The organism is Streptomyces humi (genome assembly GCF_001005085.2).
GTDB lineage: Bacteria > Actinomycetota > Actinomycetes > Streptomycetales > Streptomycetaceae > Streptomyces > Streptomyces humi.
This window is the reverse complement of sequence record NZ_LBMU02000048.1, coordinates 89,567-110,606: the sequence shown is the minus strand read 5'-3', so window position 1 is coordinate 110,606 and position 21,040 is coordinate 89,567. Positions and strand designations below refer to the sequence as shown.

The window sequence follows — 21,040 nt, the reverse complement described above, 5'->3', positions numbered from 1 at the left end:
GGTCTGCGCCGGGTTTCGTGCCGAGGCCTGTGCCGTGTCCTGCGCCGGGTTTCGTGCCGAGGCCTGTGCCGTGTCCTGCGCCGGGCTCTGTGCCGTGTCCTGCGCCATGGGACGAGTCTGCGGTTCGTCCCGACGGGGCCGCCAGGGGATTTCCGCCGGGCCGCCGCCAGGTTCTCTGCCGGTACCGGTATTGGCACCGGTACAGGTACCGGCACCGGCAGTCTGTGGCCGGTGCGGCCGAGGAGTGTCAGGCGATGCGGGTGCCGGTGCCGCTCACCCGGACTCGGGGGTCGCCCGCGCGCAGGGTGACCGTGAGCTCGCCGGGCCGGCCCAGGTCCTCGCCCTGGTACAGGGTGAGGACCGCGTCCTCGGGAACCAGGCCGAGCTCACGGGCGTACGCACCGAACGCGGCGGCGGCCGCCCCGGTCGCCGGGTCCTCGACGACACCGCCGACCGGGAACGGGTCCCGCACGTGGAAGACATCGGCCGAAGCGCGCCACACCAGCTGGACCGTGGTCAGGTCCAGCCGGTGCATCAGGGCTTCGAGGCGCGCGAAGTCGTAGGCGAGGTCAGCGAGACGGGTGGGGGTGGCCGCCGCCAGCACGAGATGGCGGGCCCCGGCGAACGCGACGCGGGGCGGGAAGGCCGGGTCGAGGTCGGCGGCCGGCCAGCCGAGCGCGGCCAGCGCCTCCGCGAGGTCGGCGTCGGCGATCTCCTCGGTGTGCGGCTCGACGCTGGTGAGCGTCGCCCGGACCGTGCCGTCCTCCTGGGTCACCGACACCGGGACGGTGCCCGCACGGGTCGCGAACACCAGCTCGCCGGGGCCGGCCCGCTCGGCGAGCGCCACCGCGGTCGCGATGGTGGCGTGCCCGCAGAACGGCACCTCGGCCTTGGGGCTGAAGTAGCGGATGCGGTACGCCCGTTGCGCCCCGCCGGCCAGGCCCTCCGGGGGCGCGGTGAGGAACGCGGACTCCGAGTACCCGAGATCGGCGGCGATGGCGAGCATGTCGTCGTCGTCCAGGCCGCTCGCGTCCAGCACGACACCGGCGGGGTTGCCGCCGTCGGGGCTGCTGGAGAAGGCGGTGTAGCGCAGGACCTCGGGCCGGGGCGCGTTCGTCGTCATGCGGACGGCAACACGGGCCGGGGCGGCGGCTATTCCTGGCCGGGGGCGGCGGTGTGAGCGGCCACGACGGCGGTGATGCCGGCGAGGACGAGGTCGATCCCGGCGAGGAACTGCTCACGGTCGTCGTGCTCGCGCACCTGGGCCGCGACGGCCCGGGTGAACGGGTAGTCGTCGGGGTCGAGTTGCTCCCATGCCGTCGACGCGGCGTCGAGGAACGCGGCCCGGTCCACACCGGGTCCGAGCCCGCTGCCGTGCGCGGTGTTCACGGCGTTCTGGCCGGCGGCTCCGAGGACGTAGTGCACCAGGGCCGAGGTGGCGGTGAACCAGCCGTCCTCGGGCACGCCGAGCGCACGGACCTGCCGGCCGACGCTCTCGAAGATGCGCGGGGTCACCGGCCCCCAGGGGCTGCGGGAGAGCTGCGTAGCGAGTTGGGTGGCGAGCCACGGGTGGTCCTCGATGGCGTCGAAGAGACCGAGCGCGACGGAACGGATCCGGTCCTGCGGCGAGACGACGCCCACCGAGACCTCGGCGCCGTCTTCCGCGGCCGCCGTGTCCTCGCCCGGCTCGGCTGCTGCGGCTTCCGCTCCTGCCTCCGCCGCGTCTCCCGCTGCCGCCTCCGCCTGCGCCGCGGCCCCCGCTCCCGCGCCCGCCACCGCCGCGGCGACGACCGCGTCCGTCGCCGCGCCGAGCAGCTCGCCCTTGTTCGCCACGTGCCAGTAGATCGCCCCCGGCCCGGTGGCGAGGCGCTCGGTGAGCGCCCGGAACGTCAGCCCGCTCTCGCCGGCCGAGTCGAGCAGTTCGACGGCGGCTTCGACGATGCGCTCGCGGGAGAGCGCCTCGGTGCGCCGCGGTGTCCGGCGGCTGCGCGTTGCCATGGGCCCATCTTGACATGACTGGAGCGCCGTTCCAGCATGGAACAGCGTTCCAGCATGGAATGTCGTTCCATACCTGTGCTTCCGTCCTCCGTCCTCCGTTCTTCGTTCTTCCGCCCTCTGTCCTCCGTTCTCCGTTCTCCGTCCTCCGTTTTTTCCATCGCTGTAGGTCCGCCCGTGACCTCCTCTCCGAAGGAGCCACCATGCCCGCCACGCCAGCCACACCCGCCACGCCAGCCACTTCTGCCACCCCCGCCCCTTTCGCCACCCCCGTCACGATCGTCGGCGCCGGGCTCGGGGGCCTCACTCTCGCCCGGGTCCTGCACGTCCACGGGATCCCCGTCACCGTCTACGAGGCGGAGTCGTCCCCGGCGGCCCGCGCGCAGGGCGGGCTGCTCGACATCCACGAGCAGAACGGCCAGCCGGCCCTGGCGGCGGCGGGCCTCACCGAGGAGTTCCGCGCCCTCGTCCTGGAGGGCCGCGAGGCGACCCGGGCACTCGCCCCCGACGGGACCGTCCTGCACGAGGAACCCGACGACGGCACCGGCGGCAGGCCCGAGGTGCTGCGCGGCGAACTGCGCCGGATCCTGCTCGACGCGCTGCCGGCCGGCACCGTCCGATGGGGTCGCAAGGTCACCGGCGTCCGCGCCCTCGGCGCCGGCCGGCACGAGGTGACCTTCGCCGACGGCGGCACCGTCACCTCGGACCTGCTGGTCGGCGCGGACGGCGCCTGGTCGCGGGTCCGCCCGCTGCTCTCGGCCGCGACACCCGCGTACTCCGGCATGTCGTTCGTCGAGACCTACCTCCACGACGCCAGCACACGGCACCCCGCCGCGGCGAAGGCGGTCGGCGACGGCTCGATGTTCGCGTTGGCGCCCGGCAAGGGGATCCAGGCCCATCGGGAGGCCGGCGGGACGCTCCACACCTACGTGGCACTGCGCAGGCCCGAGGACTGGTTCGCGGCGATCGACTTCACCGACCCCGCCGGGGCCGCCGCGCGGATCGCGGCCGAGTTCGACGGCTGGGCCCCGGAGCTGACCGCGCTGATCACCGACGGCGACACCGCGCCGGTCCTGCGCCCCCTCCACGCCCTGCCGGACGGACACCGGTGGGACCGGGTGCCCGGCGTGACCCTGCTGGGCGACGCCGCGCACCTCATGATCCCGAACGGCGAGGGCGCGAACCTGGCCATGTACGACGGCGCCGAACTCGGCAAGGCCCTCGCCGCGCACCCGGACGACACCGAGGCCGCGCTCGCCGAGTACGAGGAGGCGATGTTCGCCCGCGCCGCCACGGAGGCCGTGGACACGGTCCGCCTCCACGAGCTGATGTTCGGCGACGACACACCACACGGCCTGATCGCCATGTTCACCGCCGCCGGCCACCACACGTCGTAACCCGGCCACCGTGCCGCCCCCCGGGGGGGACCGACCCGTCGCCGTCGCCTTCGCGGTCGCCTTCGCCGTCCCCGGTCTCCGTCGCCGACGTCAGACCGTGCCGCGCACGAAGACCGGCTTGAGGTGCTTCTCCGGCAGGGCCTCGGGGAGCTGTTCCCAGTCCAGGACGTGAGAGACCACCCGCGCCGGGTCGACCTCGCCGGAGCCGGCCAGGGCGAGGGCGTCCGGGATGTGCGCGCGGACGTTGTCCCGGGCGATCCGCAGGGTGACGCCGGTGAGGTACATGTCGAGGAGGGGCAGTTCGCCGGGGCGGAAGTGGTTGCCGGCCGACTCGCAGACGCCTTCCGGTGCCAACGAGCGGACCGCGAGCGCCAGTTGGTCGACCCGGCCGGTCGCCTCGACGGCGATGTCGAAGCCGTGCCGGACGGGTTCGAGGGTCTCGGCGGTGGCGGCGCCGAAACCCCGGGCCAGCTCCCGGTGTCCGGGGTCGGGGTCGACGTACAGGACGGTGGACGCGCCCAGCGCACGGGCGATGTCGACGACGTACAGCCCGATGCTCCCCCGGGCCACCACCAGCACCCGCGCACCGGGCCGGTTCCTCAGGTGCGGGGCCACCAGGCGCCAGGACAACGACCAGTTGTCGCTGGCCGAGGCCATCGTGACCGGGTCCAGACCTGCGGGGAGCGGTACGAGCATGGCGTCCGCGTAGGGCACCCGGACCAGGTCGGAGAAGAGACCACCCCAGGTACCGCCGATCGGGGCGCCGTACATCGCCATGTGCGGTACGGCCGTGCAGTGCGCGGTGAGGCCGGAACGGCAGTGGTCGCAGGCGCCGCAGCTGATCGACCAGGGGACCACCACCAGGTCGCCCGGGGCCACCGAGGCCACGTCGTCGCCGGTCTCCACGACCCGGGCCACGCACTCGTGCCCGAGGGCGAACGGCGGCTCGACGAAACCGTGGCCCGCCAGGATCGCGGTGTCCACGTCACAGGAGGTCGCGGCCACCGGGGCGACGATCGCCTCCGCGCCGGAGCGCGGCCTCGGGTCGGGGACCTCGCGCCACTCGACGGTGTCGCGGGCGACAAAGGTCAGTTCACGCATCGTCCCGCGCCCCCTCCCGGCGCAGCAGTGCGCCGGACGGGACGGTGAGCCGGATCAGCGGCATGGGGTGCCTCCTCGGAGGATCGTGAGGATCGGACTTTATGACGGTCGTTATAAACCGAGGTCACGCTAGACTATGACGAGCGTTATAGCCAGAGGGGCAGGACCGGAGGGATCCGGGCCGCAAGGGTTCAGACAAGGGTTCAGAAGGGGGCACGGCATGGTCAGATCCGGTCCGCCGTCGCGTGAACGCATCGTGGCCGGTGCCGCCGACCTCATCAGCCGGCGCGGCCTGAACGCCACGAGCATCCGCGAGCTGGCCAAGCACGCCCAGGCGCCGCTCGGTTCGACGTACCACTACTTCCCCGACGGCAAGCAGCAACTGGCGACGGAGGCGGTGCGGTACGCGGGTGCGGCCGTCGAGCGGCTGCTGCGCAGGGAGCTGGACGCGGGGCCGGTCGCCGGGCTCCGCGCCTTCCTCGAGATGTGGCGCGGGATCGTCGTCGCGAGCGACTTCCGGGCCGGCTGCCCCGTGCTGGCCGTCTCCGTGGAGGAACCGCCCCCCGGGGACGAGCTCCCGCCCGCGCTGATCGCGGCGGCCGAGGCGTTCCAGGACTGGGAGCGGTTGCTCGCCGGGTCCCTGCGGGCCCACGGGGCCGACCCGGAACGGGCTCCCGAGCTGGCGACCCTTGTCGTGGCCTCGGTGGAGGGTGCGATCGCGATGTGCCGCGCCCGGCGTGACATGGGGCCCCTGGACCGGGTGGCACACCGCCTCGAAGCCCTGATCGAGACCGAACTCGCCGCACAGGCACGGCAGGCCGCACAGGGGCGACAGTAGGAACTCAGGTCGCCAGTAGGACCGCCGGGGGGCGGCAGAGCCCTCGGCGGCGCGGGTAGGACGCTCGGCACGACCGGCGGACGCTCACGGCACCGATGAGACGTTCGGCGGCGCGGGTAGGACGCTCGGCGGCACCGATGAGACGCTCGGCGGCACCGATGCGACGGCTCAGCGACCGCCGGTGAGACCTCGGCGGCGCCGGTGAGACCTCGGCGTCACCGGCGGGCCCAGGTGAAGGACGCGGCGAGAGTTATGGGCGCGCCGCTCCGTCCGCGTCCCGTCCCAGCCCGGTGACCAGGAGGCCGACCAGTCGGCGGGCGTCGTAGCGGGGGTCGTTCTCCGCGCCGATGCAGAGGTTGCCGACGCCGCGCATCAGCTCGTACGCCGGCAGGCCGGAGTGGACCTCGCCGGCTTCGGCGGCCGCGTCGAGGAGGCCGGCGCAGACGGGGACCAGCCGGTCCAGGAAGTAGCCGTGGAGTGCGTCGAAGCCGGCCTGGTCGGAGTGGAGGGCGGCGGCCAGGCCGTGCTTGGTGGTCAGGAAGTCCACGAAGAGGTCGATCCACCGGCGCAGCGCGTCGTACGGGGTGCGGGCCGATGCCAGCAGCGCCGGCCCGGCCTCGGCGCACGCCTCCACCTGGTGCCGGTAGACGGCGATGATCAGGTCCGCGCGGGTCGGGAAGTGCCGGTAGATCGTCGCCGTGCCGACGCCCGCCCGGGCCGCGATGTCACGCACCGGCGCCTCCACGCCTGACGCGACGAACGCCGCCGCGGCCGCTTCCAGCAGGGTCACCTCGTTGCGCCGGGCGTCCGCCCGCCGCGGTCTGGCCGGGGCCCGCACATCGTCCTTCGTCAGCCCGCCGTCCTTGACCGGCCCGCAGTCCTTGGCCAGATCGCCGTCCTTCGTCAGCTCGCCGTCCTTCTTCATCGCTGTGCTCCCACGTCGCGCTCCGTCCGGGGTCACCCTATCGGGGCGTTGCGAAACGGGACAGTGTTCCGTATCGTCGAAGACACGAAACGGGACGTCGTTCCGTTTGTGCTTGTGTCACGTGAGGAGAGAGTCAGCCATGCAGTACCGCACCTTGGGCCGGACCGGCGTACAGGTCAGCGCTCTCGCGCTCGGCGCGATGAACTTCGGCGCGATCGGGCGTACGACGCAGGAGGAGGCGACCGCCATCGTGGACGCCGCACTGGATGCCGGGATCAACCTCGTCGACACGGCCGACATGTACGGCCAGGGGGAGTCGGAGGAGATGGTCGGCAAGGCCATCGCCGGCCGCCGCGAGGACATCGTGCTGGCCACGAAGGCCGGTATGCCGATGGGTGACGAGCCGAATCACCGGGGAAGTTCCCGCCGGTGGCTGGTCACCGAGCTGGAGAACAGCCTGCGCAGGCTCGGTGTCGACCATGTGGACCTCTACCAGATACACCGCTGGGACCCGGCCACCAGCGACGAGGAGACCCTGTCGGCGCTGACCGATCTGCAACGGGCCGGGAAGATCCGCTACTTCGGCTCCTCGACGTTCCCCGCGTACCGGATCGTGCAGGGTCAGTGGGCCGCCCGTGAACACCACCTGAGCCGGTACGTCACCGAACAGCCCAGCTATTCGCTGCTCCAGCGCGGTGTGGAGACCCACGTGCTGCCCGTGACCGAGGAGTACGGCATGGGGGTGCTGGTGTGGAGCCCGCTGGCCTCGGGCTGGCTGTCGGGTGCGGTGCGCAAGGGCCGGCCGATCACCACCAGCCGGGCCGAGCTCCTGCCCGACCGCTTCGACCTCAGCCTCCCCGGCAACCAGACCCGGCTCGACGCCGTGGAGCGGCTCGCCGGTGTCGCCGAGGAGGCCGGGCTGACCCTGATCCAGCTCGCCCTGGGCTTCGTGACCGCGCACCCCGGTGTCACCAGCGCCCTCGTCGGCCCCCGCACCCTGGACCAGCTGCGCGCCCAGCTCGCCGCCGCCGACACCGTGCTCTCCGCGGACGTCCTGGACGCGGTCGACGCGATAGTCACCCCCGGCACCGACCTGGCCGCCCACGAGAAGTACGACACCCCGCCGGCCCTGCTCGACCCGACCCTGCGCCGCCGCTGACCGATGACGGAGTGCGTCAGCCGTGGCCCACGTGGCGGCCGTCTCAGCCGGCGGGCCCCTGACCGCGGCCCCCGCCCGGCCGGGCTCTGTAACCGTTTTCGGAGGAAGGGCAGGTCCATGGCCCGGCGGCTCGATGGCCTTCGCCGGTCACCTTGACGCACCGTCACCCCGGTGCTTCCATCCCGGCGTGTAAACGTTTCAAGCACCGGAGGTTCACAAGGGGAGGTCCGCGATGAGAACTGAGCTCAGATATGGCATGTACATGCAAAAAAGAGGGCGATGGGGCGGGCTTGGTCGGGCCGCCGTCGTCGCGGCGGTCCTCGCCGTCTGCGCCGCGCTGACGATCGGCCCCGGCGGCACCGTCGCCCCCGCCCACGCCGCCACCACGACACGCGTGATGGAGAACCTCGGCCGCGGGGTCGTGGCGGTCCGCTCCAGCGGCACCCAGGTACTGGTGACGTGGCGGCTGCTGGGGCTGGACCCGGACGGGATCGGCTTCGACGTCTACCGGGCGACCGGCTCCGGCTCGTACACGAAACTCAACTCCGCCGTCCTGACCGGCGGTACGAACTACACCGACACCACCGCCGACCTGACCCAGGACAACAGCTACCGCGTCACCCCGGTGGTGAACGGGACGGAGCAGACGGCGAGCGCCGCCTTCACCCTCACCGCGAACCACGCCACCGAACCCGTCGTCCGGGTGCCGATCCGCGCCGGCGGACAGGTGAAGTTCACCTGGGTCGGCGACCTCGACGGCGACGGCGAGTACGACTACGTGATCGACCGTCAGACCTCCCCGCAGACCCTGGAGGCCTACACCGGCAAGGGCACCTTCCTGTGGTCCATGAACCTGGGCGTGAACAGCGAGAACCAGGACAACATCGAACCGGGCGCCGCCACCGTCGACGTCGGCAACTGGGACGGCGTCACCGTCTACGACTTCGACAGCGACGGCTACGCCGAGGTCGCCGTGCGCATCGCCTACGGCGTCACCTTCGGCGACGGCACGACCTGGACGCACGGGGACTCCGCACGCCAGTGGATGGCCGTCCTCGACGGCCGCACCGGCGCCCTGCGCAACTACGCCGCCATCCCCACGGACTACCTCTCCGACGGCCCGCTGGCCGCCCGCCTGGGAGTCGCGTACCTCAACGGCACCACCCCCAGCCTGGTGGCGTTCATGAAGAACCGGCAGGACGACGGCGACTTCAACCTGATGATCGGTGCCTGGAGATTCGACGGCGACTCCCTGGACCGCCAGTGGATCTGGGAACGCGGCGACACGGACGCCCCGGACGGCCACAACACCAGAGCCGTCGACGTCAACGGCGACGGCACCGACGAGATAGCCGAGATCGGGTTCGTCCTCAACGGCGACGGCACCCTGCGCTACTCGCTCGGCCCGAAGGGCGTCATCCACGGGGACCGCTTCTACCTCGCCGACATGGACCCCGGCCGCTCCGGCCTGGAGGGCTACGGCATCCAGCAGGAGAACACCAGCGGTCTGCTGGAGTACTACTACGACGCCGCCACCGGAGCCATGCTCTGGCAGCACTACGGCACCGTCGCCGACGTGGGACGAGGCCTCGCCGCCGACATCGACCCCCGCTACCCCGGCATGGAGACCTGGTCCTTCTCCGGCCTCTACAACGCGCCCACCGACGCCCTCACCCAGTCGAGCACGTCCTACGAACCCTGGCCGGCGCTCAGCCTGTACTGGGACGGCGACCTCACCGCCGAGCTGCTGAACGACGGCAAGATCGAGAAGTGGGACCCGGCCGCCCCGACCACCAGCGGCAGCCTGCCCCGGCTGGTCAGCACCTGGAAGTACGGCGCGGTCAACGCCTCCCAGGGCGTCAACCCCACCTTCGTCGGCGACATCATGGGCGACTGGCGCGAGGAGGCGATCTACACCGACTCGACCTACGACCAGTTGATCGTCTTCACCACCGATCAGCCGACCGCCACCCGGCTCTACACGCTCGCCCAGAACCCCGCCTACCGCAACGGCATGACGTTCAAGGGGTACATGCAGTCCCACGCCACGGACTACTTCCTCGGCGCCGGCATGAGCACCCCGCCGAAACCGAACATCACGTACGCGCCCTGACGCACGAGAGGGCCGGGGCGTGCCCCACCCGCACCCGGCACAGGTGCGGCGCTCCGGCTCCCCTAGCCGCAGTCGACGTCGACCAGACCCCCGCCGAGGACCGGGTCGGTGGGCCGGCCGCTGATCTGCAACAGTCCGGTGCCGTCGGGTCCCCAGCGCAGCGTGTAGGTGCCCGCGTCGAAGGGGCGGTAGCCGTCGTCGACCGTCCAGGAGCCCGCCCTGCCGAGGGCCACGCCGGTACGCCCCACGGCGTAGGCCTCGCCGGTGCCGATCACCAGGAAGGAGGTCTCCCGCACCACGGCCGTGCAGCCTCCCGGCCCCACCGGACGGAGCACGTGGTACTTCGCGCTGGAGACCAGGTCGTCCGCCGCTCCCAGCGTGGTGCCGAGCGCGGCGACGGCGATCAGCAGGAGGCCGCTCCACCGGATCCACCCCGCCCACCTGCCCGGGAGGGTCGCGGTGCCGGCCGGGCGGCGGCGGCCGGCCCGCCGCAGGGCCCCTCGCAGGACGAGCGCCACGGCGAGGAGAACCGCGCTCACCGCCCAGCCGGGCACCACCCGCTCGCCGACGAGCAGCAACGGACTGCTCCAGCCCGCCACGGCGGCGAGGGCCGCACCCGCGACGCCGACGGCCGGCCCGGCGGCGGCCCGCCACCCCGGCGGCCCGCCCTGTCCTGTCAACGCTTCGGTCACGGCGGCTACGACGGTGCCGGCCCCGCCGGAGGTTGCACAGCCCCAACGGACCTTCGGGGCTCTTGGCGCGGTGCGTCACCTCTCCGTGGCGGAAAGCGGCAGTTCCGCCCAGATCGTCTTGCCGGTAGGGGTCTGGCGGCTGCCCCAGCGTTCCGCGAGCTGGGCGACGAGGAGCAGGCCCCGGCCGCCCTCGTCGTAGACGCGGGCCCGGCGCAGATGGGGGGCCGTGCTGCTGCCGTCGGACACCTCGCAGATCAGGGACGCGTCGCGGATCAGGCGGAGGGCGACGGGGCCGTCGCCGTAGCGGACCGCGTTGGTGACCAGTTCACTGACGATCAGTTCCGTGGCGAAGGCCGCGTCCGTCAGCCCCCAGGCCTCCAGTTGTTCGCCCGCCATCTTGCGGGCCCCGGCGACCGCCGCCGGATGCTGGGGGAGTTGCCAGGTGCGGACCCGCGCGGCGTCCAGGGCGCGGGTGCGGGCCAGCAGGAGCACGATGTCGTCGGCCGGACGGCCGGTCAGGACGGTGCGCAGCACCTGGTCGCACATGTCCTCCAGGGGCGCGGGCGGGCCGCCGATGGCTTCGCGCAGCAGGTTCAGGCCGACCTCGATGTCGTGGTCGGCCGTCTCCACCAGGCCGTCGGTGTAGAGGGCCAGCAGGCTGCCCTCGGGCAGTTCCATCTCGACGGACTCGAAGGGCAGACCGCCGAGCCCCAGCGGCGGCCCGGCCGGGAGGTCGAGGAAGCGCACCTGGCCGTCGGGGGTGACCAGCGCGGGCGGCGGATGCCCGGCCCGCGCCATCGTGCAGCGACGGCTCACCGGATCGTAGACGGCGTAGAGACAGGTGGCCCCGACCTCACCCGACGCCGTGGACCCCGCCCCCGGCACCACCCCGGCTCCCGGCACCCCCGGCCCGGCCCCGTCCCCCGGCACCCAGCCGGCCCCGGCCCCCGGCCCACCCGGCGTGGCACCCGTGCCCGGCATCCCCCACTCCGCCCCGGCACCCGGCCCACCCGGTCCGGCGCCCGCCCTGGCCGCATCCGAGGCGGCCCCGCACCCGCCCCCGCTCCCGCCCGGCAGTGGCGCCGGGCGGCCGGCGAAGTCCGGGCCGCTCTCCTCGGGGTCGAGGCGGATGACCAGGTCGTCGAGCTGGGTGAGGAGTTCGTCGGGGGCGAGGTCCACGTCCGCCAGGGTCCGTACCGCCGTGCACAGCCGGCCCATCGTCGCGGACGCGCCGATGCCGTGGCCGACCACGTCACCGACGACCAGGGCGACCCGGGCACCGGACAGCGGGATCACGTCGAACCAGTCGCCGCCGACGTCCGCGCCGGATCCGGTCGGCAGGTAGCGGTACGCCACCTCGGTGGCCGCCAGCCCCGGTGGCGGGCCGGGCAGCAGACTGCGCTGGAGGGCCAGGGCGGTACGGCGCTCCCGGGTGTAGCGGCGGGCGTTGTCCACGCTCACCGCGGCCCGCGCGACGATCTCCTCCGCGAGCCGCTGGTCGTCCTCGGTGAAGGACTCGGGCGTCCGGTGCCGCAGGAAGTGGACCAGGCCGAGGGTGACGCCCCGGGCGCGCAACGGCACCATCAGCACCGAGTGGATCATGTGCCGGGCGACGGCCTCGGCACGGGCCTGGGAGGAGGTGATCCACTCCTGCATCCCGGGGTCGCCGGGGCTGTTCCGGTTGGTCCGGCCCGCGGTCAGGGCCCACAGCGGGGGTGTGTCCACCGGGTAGTGGACCGGGTCGCCGAGGGCGACCACCGACTCCGGGCAGCCCGGCAGGACCGACCGGTGGGCCGCACGGCACACGGTCACCGGCCGGCCCGGCGGCAGCGGTTCCGGCTCCTCGCCCAGGGCGACGGACTCCAGCAGGTCGACGGTGACGTAGTCGGCGAACTGGCCGACGGCCACCTCCGCCAGTTCGTCGGCGGTCCGGATCACGTCCAGGGTGCTGCCGATGCGCATGCTGGCGTCGTTGAGGACGGCGAGATGGCGGCGGGCCCAGTACTGCTCGGTGGTGTCGAAGACGACCGCGGACAGGCCCTGCACCGCGCCGCCCTCGTCCTCCAGCGGGCAGAAGAACATCGACCAGGAGTGCTCGCGGGTCTCACCGGGCGCCTGGCCGTGCTGCTCGTGGAAGACCGTACGGCCGGTGCGCAGCACCTCCCGCTGGAGCCGGTCGTACTCGTCGAAGGGCGGGCCGGGTTCGATCTCGCGCAGGGTGAGGCCGCGCATCTCCTCGACGGGCAGGCCCATGATCCGGGTCATGACCTCGTTGGCGGCGACGAGCCGGGCCTCCCGGTCGTAGATCGCCACCGGCATCGGCAGCTGGGTGAGTGTGAGGTCCCACAGGGCCTTCGCCCCCGGCTGCCCGCGTCCGGTCACGGCCGTGGGCGTCGCTCCGGTGATCAGCCAGAGCGGCCGTCCGGGCCCGGCGGCCAGCGGGGTGCCCTGGAGGTGGACGACGACCCGGTCGCCGCCTCGGTGCCGCAGGGCCACCTCGGTGGACCAGCGGTGCCCGGCGGCGAGGTGGCGGCGCGCGGACAGCGGCAGACGGCCGGCGAGCAGGGCCCGGACGGGGCGGCCGACGACCTCGGCGGGTTCGTACCCGAGCAGCTGCCGGGCACCGGCGCTCCACACGAGGACGGCCCCGCCGGCGTCGACGACGACCGCCAGGTCCTCCGGTACGCGTCCGTCCATGGTGCCTCCGGATCTCCGGCTCCCCGGGTACCCGCTCCCAGGATCCCGCCCCGCCTCCTTCCGCTCAACCGGCACCGCGCCGACACCGCGCCGGCACCCCGTCGGTGCGCCGTCCCGGCGGCCGCGGGGAACCGCCGGTTCGAAGGGGCCGCAGGTCAGGACGTCGTCGCGGGTGTCTGCCTGATGGCGTCCACGACCGTGCGTTCCAGGATGGCGCTGGTGAAGACGACGGTGCCGGGTGTGATCAGCGCGTCGGTGCCGCTGTTCCTGCGCACCTGCACCGAGCGTTCGCCGAGGAAGACGTGGCTCTTCCTGTCGAAGATCCACTCTTCGCGCTCGCCGCTGGCCTCGTCGAGCCGGGCCACCGCCACCCCGTGCCGGCCCGTGGCGTCCGTCGCGTCGTCGACCACGACGACTCCGGGGATCTTCGCGGCGGCCTTGAACAGCGCCGGGTACAGGGCCGCCGGCGGGTAGCTCTCGCCGAGCAGGTCGCCGATGGTGGTGAACGCCTCCTGGTCGGGGGAGTTCCCCTGCCCCTTCGTCTCCCGGTAGATCTTGGCCAGCAGCTTGTCGGGGTCGGTGGTGAGCTTGGTGAGGTAGTCGTACGACGGGCCGTTCAGGGTCGGCTTGCGGGTGTTGCCCTGTTCGTCGGGGAGGGACAGGGTCTCGCCCTCGGGGCTCTGGTTGACGGCGGGGTCGATCAGCCAGCCCTTGGTGCCGTCCGCGGACATCCAGGTCTGCCGGGTGTGCAGCGGGTGGCCGGCCAGGGAGGTCTTGTCACCGACGTGGCTGATGTAGCTGTCGGCCATCTTGGACTTGATGTAGATGTACTGGCCGGGCTCGACGGCGGGGCGGGACGTCGAGGTCGCGGCGGCCGCCAGGGAGATCTGGTCGAGCAGCTGCGGTACGCCCTTGCTGCTGGCCGCGCCGATGGTGGTGGTGAGGGCCGGACCGGCGTCCTGCACGCCGTTGCCGCCGTTGCCGGAGAGGACCACTCCGGCGACGACCGCCGTCGCCAGCGCGGCCGCCGTCAGCGGCAGGACGACCGCCGGGCGTGGGAACCGGCGGCGCGGCTCCGGTGCGGGGGTCGCGGTCCGCTCGGCCTGCCGCATGTCGTGGATCTGGGCCATCAGTCGCTCCTTGTGGAACTGGTGGCGGCCCGGTGGCAGGTCCCGCGCGGTGGCGGAGAGCAGCTCGGCGCTGCCGTCCCCCTCGGCCGGGTGGTTCCGGGAGGTGTTCGCGGTCATCGTCTTCCTTCCTGTGCGGGCCGGATCACGTGGGTGTGATCACCTCTTGTCTGTCGGGAGCGGTGGCCGCCTTCCCGGATTCCGCGAACTTTTCCGGACGGTGGGCGGGCGGGCGGTACGCCGGTCGGCGGGCTTTCGGCCGGCGGCGCCTCGGCGAGGGCGCGCAGTTTCCGGCGGGCGCGGGAGAGCCGGGAGGCCACGGTGCCGACGGGAATGCCGAGCGCCTCCGCGGCCGCCTCGTAGTCCAGGCCCTCGCCCAGGCAGAGCGTGACGACCTCGCGTTCGGGTCTTCGGAGTTTCCCGAGGGCGGTGAGGGCGGCGGCGAGACGGTGCCGGTCGTCGACGCGGCCGGCGACCTCGTCGGCGTGGTCGGGCACGGACAGCTGGGCCGCCGCGGCGGCGTTGGCGGCGGCCCGGTAGCGGCGGTTGCTGCGGTACTGGTTGCGGGCCGTGTTGGTGGCGATGCCCAGCAGCCACGGCCGTAGCGAACCGCCCTCGGGGTCGACCCGGTCGCGCAGCCGCCACGCCTCCAGGAAGGTGGCGGCCATCACGTCCTCGGCCACCGACCAGTCGGCGGTCAGCCGGAAGGCGTGGTTGTAGACGGCGCGCGAGTAGCTGTCGAACAGTTCCGCGAACGCGCTCGGCTCCCCGGCCCGCACCCGGGTACGCATATGTGTGGTCACGTCACTGAGCTGTCCGGCACACCCCACCGACTTCCCGTGACCTGCGCCACATTCGACTCCCGCCCCCACGTCCGCACAGTGTGCGGCACGGCCGGGCCGGGGCGGCCACTACGCCCGTTCCCTCGGGAGCGGTCCGAGGCGGGGCAGGGCGTCGGAGACCACCGCGATCAGCGGCACCCCGCCGGTGATCACGAACTGGACGGCGGGCTGCCCCCCAGCAGGGCCATGCCCGAGGCGATCGACTGGATGTCCGGGACCGGGCCCAGGCCGCTCTCGCCCAGACGGCGGCGCGCCGTGCCCGCGTACGCCGTGAGCCGGCCCCGGGGGCCGCCTCTCACGGCCAGAACTCCTCCGGGTCGGCCGGGCGGCGGGTCCGGTCGGAGTGGTCGGCCGCGCCCGTGATGGCGCCCATGATCTGTTCCTGCGAGGTCGTCCCCACCTTGAAGACGCCGTTGTTGCGGCCGAGCCGGAGCACGGCGACCCGGTCCGCGACGGCCTTGATGTCCCCCATGTTGTGGCTGATGATCAGCACCCCGGCGCCCCGGTCGCGCAACTCCTCGACCAGGTCGAGGAGCTGGTTGGTCTGTTCGAGGCCGAGGGAGGCGGTGGGTTCGTCGAGGAGCAGCAGCCGGGGCTCGCTGAGGAACGACCGGGTGATCGCGACGACCTGCCGCTGGCCGCCGGTGAGGGTGGCGAGCGGGGCCCGGACGTCGGGGATGGGGAGGGGCAGGATCCGCAGCACCTCGCGGGCGCGGCGCTCCATCTCGGCCTCGTCGAGGATGCCGTGCCGGTGGATCTCCCGGCCCAGGAAGAGATTGCCGACCACGTCGAGGTTCCCGCACATCGCGAGGTCCTGGTAGACGGTCGCGATGCCGAGGGACCGGGCGTCGTGCGGGCGTTTGATCTGGACGGCGCGGCCCTCCCACTCGATGCTGCCCTGGTCGGGTGTCACGACCCCGGAGATCACCTTGACCAGCGTGGACTTGCCGGCGGCGTTGCCGCCGACGAGGGCGACCACCTCTCCGGCCCGGATCTCCAGGTCGACGTCCACCAGCGCTTCGACGGCCGCGAACCGTTTGCAGACGCCGTGCAGCGCCAGCAGGGGCTGGACCACGGGGTGACCACCTCCTTCACCCGTGCGGCGGGCTCATCGGGTGAGTCCGGCCTCGGCGCAGGCGGACCGGAGTCTAGGGGTGCGTATCTCATCGAAGGCGTACATACAGTCCTTGGCCAGCGTGTCCTTGACCAGCGTGTCCTTGACCAGCGTGTCCTTGAGGGTGCCGGCCGTCACCGGGTACGAGGGCGGCGGCACGGACGGGATCCTCTTCGCGGTCGGGCTGTCCACGGTGCCCGTGGCCACCGAGGTGAGCTCATCGAGCGGAAACCGAGGCAGCTGTGCCCGGAGTGCCCGCCGTCCGTCATCGCGGCCACCCCCCGGCCGGTCGAACCGTCCGAACCGGGAGGCCCCGCCGCCCGGCGGCAGCACCCCGACGCTGAGTCGGCCGCCACCACCCCCGTCCTCCTTGGCGCCGTCCCCGTCGCAGCCGGCGCGCAGCCGCAGTACGGCACCGAGGACGACCGCCATGCAGGCGCGCGCGAGGGAGCCGCGCTGCATGCCCGGAGGCCCGACGCCGAGACCCATGACCGGTTCCTTGGATTCCTTGGGGTTCCTTGAGGTTCTGGGGGGTTCCGTGGGGTTCTTTGGGGTTCTTTGGGGGGTTGCTTGGGGTGTTTCGCTGTGACTCGTCCGCTTGGTCTGACTCGTCCCGTAACAGGAGTCTGACACCAGGGCGGTCAGGTCGTCACCCGGCCTCCTCGCGGAGCGCCCGGTCGATCTCGGCCAGCGCGCCGGTCAGCCGGGTGTAGTCGTCGGCCGCGAGCGGTCTGACGAAGAACTCCTCCACGACCCGGGCATGGACGCCCGCCGCCCGCAGGAACGCCGTGCGCCCCTCGGCGGTCGGCTCCACCAGCGCCACCCGCCGGTCCCCGGGTGACGCCACCCGGCGCACCAGGCCGGCCTCCTCCATGCGGTCGATCAGGCGGGTGGTGCCGCTGCTGGTGAGCGTGAGGTCGTCGGCGAGCTGCCGCTGCGAGACCTCCTCGCCGGGCCGCCGGCAGAGCCGTATCAGCACCTCCAGCATGGTGTGGCCGATCCCGCACTCGCGGCGCAGCGCGGTGTCGATGCGCTGCTCCAGGCGGGTCGCCGACTTGATCAGCAGTCCGAAGTCCCGGACGAGCGGGCTGTTGGCGGCACGCGCGGCGGCTTCGTCGTCGTGGTGCGGGGGCGTGGCGTTCATCGCCGGAGATTTTACTGCTCCCGCACTTATTGCCGTGTCGGCCATTGCTGGATCAGTTATTGACTCAGGGATTGCTGACTAGTCAATGAAATTGTACGGTGCGGGTGGGAGCCACCCCGAGCGAGAGGGACGACCGTGGATCTGGAGCACTGGCTCGGACGGGCCGCGCAGGCGATACAGGAGTGGGCCGACACCTTCGGTCCCTACCACCCGCACCCGTCCCTCGACGTCCCGGACGACCGCTTCGCGCCGGTCTTCGCGGAGTTCACGGCACGGCTGCGGGACAACTACCCCTTCTTCCACCCGCACTACGCCGGCCAGATGCTCAAGCCGCCGCACCCCGCCGCGGTGGTCGGCCACCTCACCGCGATGCTGGTCAACCCCAACAACCACGCCCTGGACGGCGGCCCCGCCACCGCCGCGATGGAACGCGAGGCGGTCACCCGGCTCGCCGCGATGTTCGGCTACGACCCGCACGCGCACCTCGGCCACCTCACCACCAGCGGCACCGTCGCCAACCTCGAAGCCCTCTTCGTCGCCCGCGAACTCCACCCCGGCCGCGGTGTCGCGCACAGCGCCGACGCCCACTACACCCACGGCCGCATGTGCCACGTCCTCGGCATGCCGAGCCGTGCCGTCCGCACCGACGCCGCGGGCCGGATGGACCTCGACGCGCTGGAGGGCGTCCTGCGCACGGGCGAGGTGGGCACCGTCGTCCTGACCACCGGCACCACCGGCCTGGGCGCCGTCGACCCCGTCCACGAGGTGCTGCCGATCGCCGAGCGGTACGGCGTCCGCGTCCACGTCGACGCGGCCTACGGCGGCTTCTTCACCCTCCTCGCCGGAGCCGAAGGACCCGAGGGACTGCCGCCCGAGCCCTGGCGGGCACTGGCCCGGGCCGACTCGATCGTCGTCGACCCGCACAAGCACGGACTCCAGCCGTACGGCTGCGGGGCCGTCCTCTTCCGCGACCCCGCAGTGGGCCGCTTCTACCTGCACGACTCGCCGTACACGTACTTCACCTCCGACGAGCTGCACCTCGGTGAGATCAGCCTGGAGTGCTCCCGGGCCGGTGCCGCCGCGGCGGCCCTGTGGCTCACCTTCCGGCTGCTGCCGCCCACCCCCGACGGACTGGGGAAGGTGCTGGCCGCCGGCCGCCGGGCCGCGCTCCACTGGGCCGACCTGATCGAGGAGTCGGACGTCCTGGAGCTCTACCAGCGGCCCGAGCTGGACATCGTCACGTACTTCCCGGCCACCGACCCCGCGGCCCTCACCGCCGTCGACGCCGCCTCGGCCCGGGTCCTCACGGAGGGCATGACCGGGACCGACCCTGTCTTCCTCAGCACCCTCAGAGCCGACCGGGAGGCCTTCGCCGCCCGTCATCCCAAGGTCACGGCGGACGCGGACGGCGCCCGGATCCTGCGCAGCGTCCTGATGAAGCCGGAGTCCGAGGACCACGTCGAGCAGCTGCACGAGCGGGTGACCCGGCTGGGCAGGACCGGCTGACGGGCGCCCGCTCAGCCCGCCGTGCGCAGCAGGAGCACCGCGAGGTCGTCGGTGTGGCCGCCGGCCGGCCACGCGCGGTGCACGAGGGCGTCGATGAGGCGCTCCAGGTCGTGGACGTCGGCGTGGGTGAGGTGGTCGGCGAGGTCCGCGGTGGCCTGCTGGACGTCGGTCCTGGGGCGTTCGACGAGGCCGTCGGTGTACAGGGCGAGCACGGCGCCCGGCGGGAGCGGCTCGCGGGTGAGGGGGTAGCGGGCGCCGGTGTCGACGCCCAGCGGCGGGCCGGGGTCCAGGTGGAGCGGGCGGGCGGGCCCGGCGGCCGGGCGCAGCAGTGGCGGGACATGACCGGCGCCGGCCAGCACGACCTCGTGGCGGGCGAGGTCGAGGTGCGCGTACAGGCAGGTCACCAGGAGGTCGGAGGCCAGGTCGGCCAGCAGCCGGTTGGTGCGGGCGAGGACCTGGTCCGGGGCGGCGCCCGCGGTGGCGTGGGCGTGGATGGCGGTACGGACCTGGCCCATCAGGGCGGCCGCGGCCATGCTGTGGCCCTCCACGTCACCGATGACGGCCGCGACCCCGGTGCCGTCCAGGCGCAGCAGGTCGTAGAAGTCGCCGCCGACCTCGATGCCGTGCGCGGCCGGCAGATAGCGGGCGGCGACCTCCAGGCCGGGCAGGGCGGGCAGGGTCCGGGGCAGCAGCGCCTGCTGGAGCTGGTGGACGAGGTGGTGCTGGGTGTCGTAGAGGCGGGCCCGGTCCAGGGCCTGGGCCAGCAGCCGGGCCAGCGGGGTGAGGACGGCGCGTTCGTCGGCGGTGAAGGTGTGCGGGCGGTCGTAGGAGAGGACGCAGCAGCCCACCGCACGGCCCGAGACGACCAGGGGCAGGAAGGCCCACGCCTTTTTCCCGCTGATCAGCGGTGCCCGGGGGTAGCTGTGGGCCAGCTCGGCCGGGCTGCCGAAGAACGCGGGGGCGCCACTGGCGAGGACCTGGCCGGCGGGGGTGAGACCGGTGTCGAGCGGCAGCGCGTCGAGACGGTCGACGACGTCGGCGGGGTAGCCGTGCGTCCCGGTGATCCTGAGGCGGCCCGCCTCGACGGTGCTGAGCACCAGCCCCTGGGCCCCGAACGCCGGCAGGATCTGGTCGGCGATCAGCGCGACGAGATCCGCCGTGGTCACCGTCTCGGTGAGCGCGGCCGCCTGGTGGATCAGCTGGTAGAGCCGTCCGGGCGCGGTCGGGACGGGCTCGGTCGGGACGGGCTCGGTATGGGCGGCGCGGGCGGACTCCGTACGGCCGGCGCGGGCGGACTCCGTACGGCCGGCGCGGGTGGACTCCGTACGGCCGGGCGCCGGGTCCGGCGGCTCCGGGCCGGTGCGGCCGGGCGCCGGCTCCGACGGCTCCGGCTCGGCGGTGATGCGCACGCTGATGCCGCTGTCGTCGGGGTGGAGGTGGAAGGTCAGCCACTGGTCCGGCGGGCGCCGCACGCTGAACGAGACCGGCGTCCGGCTGACCACCGCCATGCGGTACCGCTCCTCGTACCTGAGGTCGTCCAGCCACGGCAGCGACTGCCAGGGCCGGGTGCCCAGCAGCCGCTGCGCGTCCCGGCCGAGCAGCCGCGCGGCCGTGCCGGACATGAAGGTGATGCGGCCCTCCAGGTCGAGGGCGAGGGCACCGTCCGGGAGCCGGTCCAGGTAGTCGACGGCGGCCAGCGCGGTCTGGGCGGGGTGGCGCGGCGAGCCCACGGGGACGATCCGCGGCTCCTCGAAGAGGGTGGGCGGCACCGGCGAGCCGTCCAGGAGCCGGGCCAGCCGGCGGGCGCTCGCGGTGATGTGGTGGCGTTCGCGGGCGGTGACCCGGTCCGGGTGGTCGGCGGGCCACATCAGCACCACCCCGCCCCACCGGCGGCGCACCCCGCGCACCGGGACCGCGGCGAGCGCGAAGGGGTACGGCAGGACGGTCGCCGCACGCGGATAACGGCGGGCCATCTCGTCCTGGCCGCCGACCCAGACCAGCCGGTCCTCCTCGATGGCGTCGGCGACCGGGACGGGGGCGGTCAGCGCGAGACGCTGCCAGGGAGCGGTGAAGTCGAGGGGCAGCCCGCACAGCGCGACCAGGCGCAGCAGGGCCGCGGGTTCCTCGATGAGGTAGGCGCCGCCGATCGCCGCGCCGGTCCGGCGCACCATGTCGGCCAGCGCCGCGCCCAGGGCGTCGTCCACCGAGAGGTCACCCCTGGGCCGGGCACTGGGCCGCATGACGTCGTCCTCGGGTCGTGAGCGGTGGGCGGCACACGCCGTACCGGTCCGTCCCCGCCCACCACGGCGGCGCACACCACCCAGTCACGACAATATGCGCATACCCCCGCCCGGCAACCCCGCCGCGGCCCCGGCCCGAGTGGCGGCCGG

18 protein-coding genes are annotated in these 21,040 nt (G+C 73.4%); 5 read left to right on the top strand and 13 right to left on the bottom strand.

The features are described 5' to 3' along the window. Window positions 1-247 precede the first annotated feature (247 nt). Window positions 248-1,123, bottom strand: a complete 876-nt coding sequence (locus AAW13_RS22635; protein WP_046732421.1) for a PhzF family phenazine biosynthesis protein — start codon at window positions 1,121-1,123, stop codon at window positions 248-250. Between the two features lie 29 nt (window positions 1,124-1,152). Continuing rightward, complete coding sequence (locus tag AAW13_RS22630; RefSeq protein ID WP_046732422.1) at window positions 1,153-1,998, bottom strand: TetR/AcrR family transcriptional regulator C-terminal domain-containing protein; 846 nt, start codon at window positions 1,996-1,998, stop codon at window positions 1,153-1,155. 200 nt (window positions 1,999-2,198) lie between these two features. On the opposite strand from AAW13_RS22630, the gene AAW13_RS22625 reads away from it, so the two are divergent. Continuing rightward, window positions 2,199-3,392: an FAD-dependent oxidoreductase gene (locus AAW13_RS22625; protein WP_079178916.1), complete on the top strand. Its 1,194-nt coding sequence runs from the start codon at window positions 2,199-2,201 to the stop codon at window positions 3,390-3,392. 90 nt (window positions 3,393-3,482) lie between these two features. Here AAW13_RS22625 and AAW13_RS22620 read toward each other — a convergent pair whose 3' ends face one another. Then, complete coding sequence (locus tag AAW13_RS22620) at window positions 3,483-4,493, bottom strand: zinc-dependent alcohol dehydrogenase (protein ID WP_046732423.1); 1,011 nt, start codon at window positions 4,491-4,493, stop codon at window positions 3,483-3,485. 220 nt (window positions 4,494-4,713) lie between these two features. Between AAW13_RS22620 and AAW13_RS22615 the strand changes: the two genes are divergently transcribed. Beyond that, window positions 4,714-5,331: a TetR/AcrR family transcriptional regulator gene (locus tag AAW13_RS22615; RefSeq protein ID WP_046732424.1), complete on the top strand. Its 618-nt coding sequence runs from the start codon at window positions 4,714-4,716 to the stop codon at window positions 5,329-5,331. A gap of 250 nt (window positions 5,332-5,581) precedes the next feature. On the opposite strand, the gene AAW13_RS22610 is transcribed toward AAW13_RS22615, so the two are convergent. After that, entirely contained in the window at window positions 5,582-6,256 is a 675-nt protein-coding gene (locus AAW13_RS22610) for a TetR/AcrR family transcriptional regulator (protein WP_079178915.1), read from the bottom strand. Window positions 6,257-6,395: 139 nt separating this feature from the next. On the opposite strand from AAW13_RS22610, the gene AAW13_RS22605 reads away from it, so the two are divergent. Both AAW13_RS22605 and AAW13_RS22600 read left to right on the top strand, forming a co-directional pair. After that, on the top strand, window positions 6,396-7,415 hold the full coding sequence (locus AAW13_RS22605; protein WP_046732425.1) for an aldo/keto reductase: 1,020 nt from the start codon (window positions 6,396-6,398) through the stop codon (window positions 7,413-7,415). Window positions 7,416-7,647: 232 nt separating this feature from the next. Beyond that, window positions 7,648-9,528 carry a rhamnogalacturonan lyase family protein gene (locus AAW13_RS22600; RefSeq protein WP_240528695.1) on the top strand — a complete coding sequence of 627 codons (1,881 nt, stop codon included), beginning with the start codon at window positions 7,648-7,650 and terminating at the stop codon, window positions 9,526-9,528. Between the two features lie 62 nt (window positions 9,529-9,590). Here the strand turns inward: AAW13_RS22600 and AAW13_RS22595 are convergent, their stop codons facing one another. The 8 genes from AAW13_RS22595 to AAW13_RS47450 all read right to left on the bottom strand — a co-directional run bounded on the left by AAW13_RS22595 (window position 9,591) and on the right by AAW13_RS47450 (window position 17,144). Then, window positions 9,591-10,220 (bottom strand): hypothetical protein, encoded by a 630-nt coding sequence (locus AAW13_RS22595; protein WP_143145033.1) that lies wholly within the window; start codon window positions 10,218-10,220, stop codon window positions 9,591-9,593. A 75-nt stretch (window positions 10,221-10,295) separates the two neighbouring features. Continuing rightward, window positions 10,296-12,917 carry a SpoIIE family protein phosphatase gene (locus tag AAW13_RS44280; RefSeq protein WP_046732427.1) on the bottom strand — a complete coding sequence of 874 codons (2,622 nt, stop codon included), beginning with the start codon at window positions 12,915-12,917 and terminating at the stop codon, window positions 10,296-10,298. A gap of 155 nt (window positions 12,918-13,072) precedes the next feature. Then, window positions 13,073-14,164, bottom strand: a complete 1,092-nt coding sequence (locus AAW13_RS22575) for a CU044_5270 family protein (RefSeq protein ID WP_046732428.1) — start codon at window positions 14,162-14,164, stop codon at window positions 13,073-13,075. Continuing rightward, on the bottom strand, window positions 14,161-14,835 hold the full coding sequence (locus AAW13_RS22570; RefSeq protein WP_046732429.1) for an RNA polymerase sigma factor: 675 nt from the start codon (window positions 14,833-14,835) through the stop codon (window positions 14,161-14,163). The genes AAW13_RS22575 and AAW13_RS22570 overlap by 4 nt, the downstream gene beginning before the upstream one ends. A gap of 200 nt (window positions 14,836-15,035) precedes the next feature. Beyond that, window positions 15,036-15,185 (bottom strand): hypothetical protein, encoded by a 150-nt coding sequence (locus AAW13_RS46000; protein WP_167391727.1) that lies wholly within the window; start codon window positions 15,183-15,185, stop codon window positions 15,036-15,038. Beyond that, on the bottom strand, window positions 15,182-15,961 hold the full coding sequence (locus tag AAW13_RS22565; protein WP_240528694.1) for an ATP-binding cassette domain-containing protein: 780 nt from the start codon (window positions 15,959-15,961) through the stop codon (window positions 15,182-15,184). Before AAW13_RS22565 ends, AAW13_RS46000 begins: the two co-directional genes overlap by 4 nt. Before the next feature lie 33 nt (window positions 15,962-15,994). Further along, complete coding sequence (locus tag AAW13_RS22560) at window positions 15,995-16,489, bottom strand: hypothetical protein (RefSeq protein ID WP_046732430.1); 495 nt, start codon at window positions 16,487-16,489, stop codon at window positions 15,995-15,997. A gap of 160 nt (window positions 16,490-16,649) precedes the next feature. Continuing rightward, window positions 16,650-17,144 (bottom strand): MarR family winged helix-turn-helix transcriptional regulator, encoded by a 495-nt coding sequence (locus AAW13_RS47450; RefSeq protein ID WP_046732431.1) that lies wholly within the window; start codon window positions 17,142-17,144, stop codon window positions 16,650-16,652. 135 nt (window positions 17,145-17,279) lie between these two features. Between AAW13_RS47450 and AAW13_RS22550 the strand changes: the two genes are divergently transcribed. After that, a complete protein-coding gene (locus tag AAW13_RS22550; RefSeq protein ID WP_046732432.1) occupies window positions 17,280-18,650 on the top strand; it encodes a pyridoxal phosphate-dependent decarboxylase family protein in 1,371 nt (456 codons plus the stop codon). A gap of 11 nt (window positions 18,651-18,661) precedes the next feature. On the opposite strand, the gene AAW13_RS22545 is transcribed toward AAW13_RS22550, so the two are convergent. Next, window positions 18,662-20,890: a SpoIIE family protein phosphatase gene (locus AAW13_RS22545; protein WP_046732433.1), complete on the bottom strand. Its 2,229-nt coding sequence runs from the start codon at window positions 20,888-20,890 to the stop codon at window positions 18,662-18,664. Window positions 20,891-21,040 lie beyond the last annotated feature (150 nt).

Coding starts and splice junctions, on each gene's coding strand:
- AAW13_RS22545 (WP_046732433.1), bottom strand. CDS start 20,890: ATGCGGCCCAGTGCCCGGCCCAGGGGTGACCTCTCGGTGGACGACGCC.
- AAW13_RS22575 (WP_046732428.1), bottom strand. CDS start 14,164: ATGACCGCGAACACCTCCCGGAACCACCCGGCCGAGGGGGACGGCAGC.
- AAW13_RS22615 (WP_046732424.1), top strand. CDS start 4,714: ATGGTCAGATCCGGTCCGCCGTCGCGTGAACGCATCGTGGCCGGTGCC.
- AAW13_RS44280 (WP_046732427.1), bottom strand. CDS start 12,917: ATGGACGGACGCGTACCGGAGGACCTGGCGGTCGTCGTCGACGCCGGC.
- AAW13_RS22605 (WP_046732425.1), top strand. CDS start 6,396: ATGCAGTACCGCACCTTGGGCCGGACCGGCGTACAGGTCAGCGCTCTC.
- AAW13_RS47450 (WP_046732431.1), bottom strand. CDS start 17,144: ATGAACGCCACGCCCCCGCACCACGACGACGAAGCCGCCGCGCGTGCC.
- AAW13_RS22610 (WP_079178915.1), bottom strand. CDS start 6,256: ATGAAGAAGGACGGCGAGCTGACGAAGGACGGCGATCTGGCCAAGGAC.
- AAW13_RS22635 (WP_046732421.1), bottom strand. CDS start 1,123: ATGACGACGAACGCGCCCCGGCCCGAGGTCCTGCGCTACACCGCCTTC.
- AAW13_RS22620 (WP_046732423.1), bottom strand. CDS start 4,493: ATGCGTGAACTGACCTTTGTCGCCCGCGACACCGTCGAGTGGCGCGAG.
- AAW13_RS22600 (WP_240528695.1), top strand. CDS start 7,648: ATGAGAACTGAGCTCAGATATGGCATGTACATGCAAAAAAGAGGGCGA.
- AAW13_RS22630 (WP_046732422.1), bottom strand. CDS start 1,998: ATGGCAACGCGCAGCCGCCGGACACCGCGGCGCACCGAGGCGCTCTCC.
- AAW13_RS22625 (WP_079178916.1), top strand. CDS start 2,199: ATGCCCGCCACGCCAGCCACACCCGCCACGCCAGCCACTTCTGCCACC.
- AAW13_RS22570 (WP_046732429.1), bottom strand. CDS start 14,835: ATGCGTACCCGGGTGCGGGCCGGGGAGCCGAGCGCGTTCGCGGAACTG.
- AAW13_RS22560 (WP_046732430.1), bottom strand. CDS start 16,489: ATGGGTCTCGGCGTCGGGCCTCCGGGCATGCAGCGCGGCTCCCTCGCG.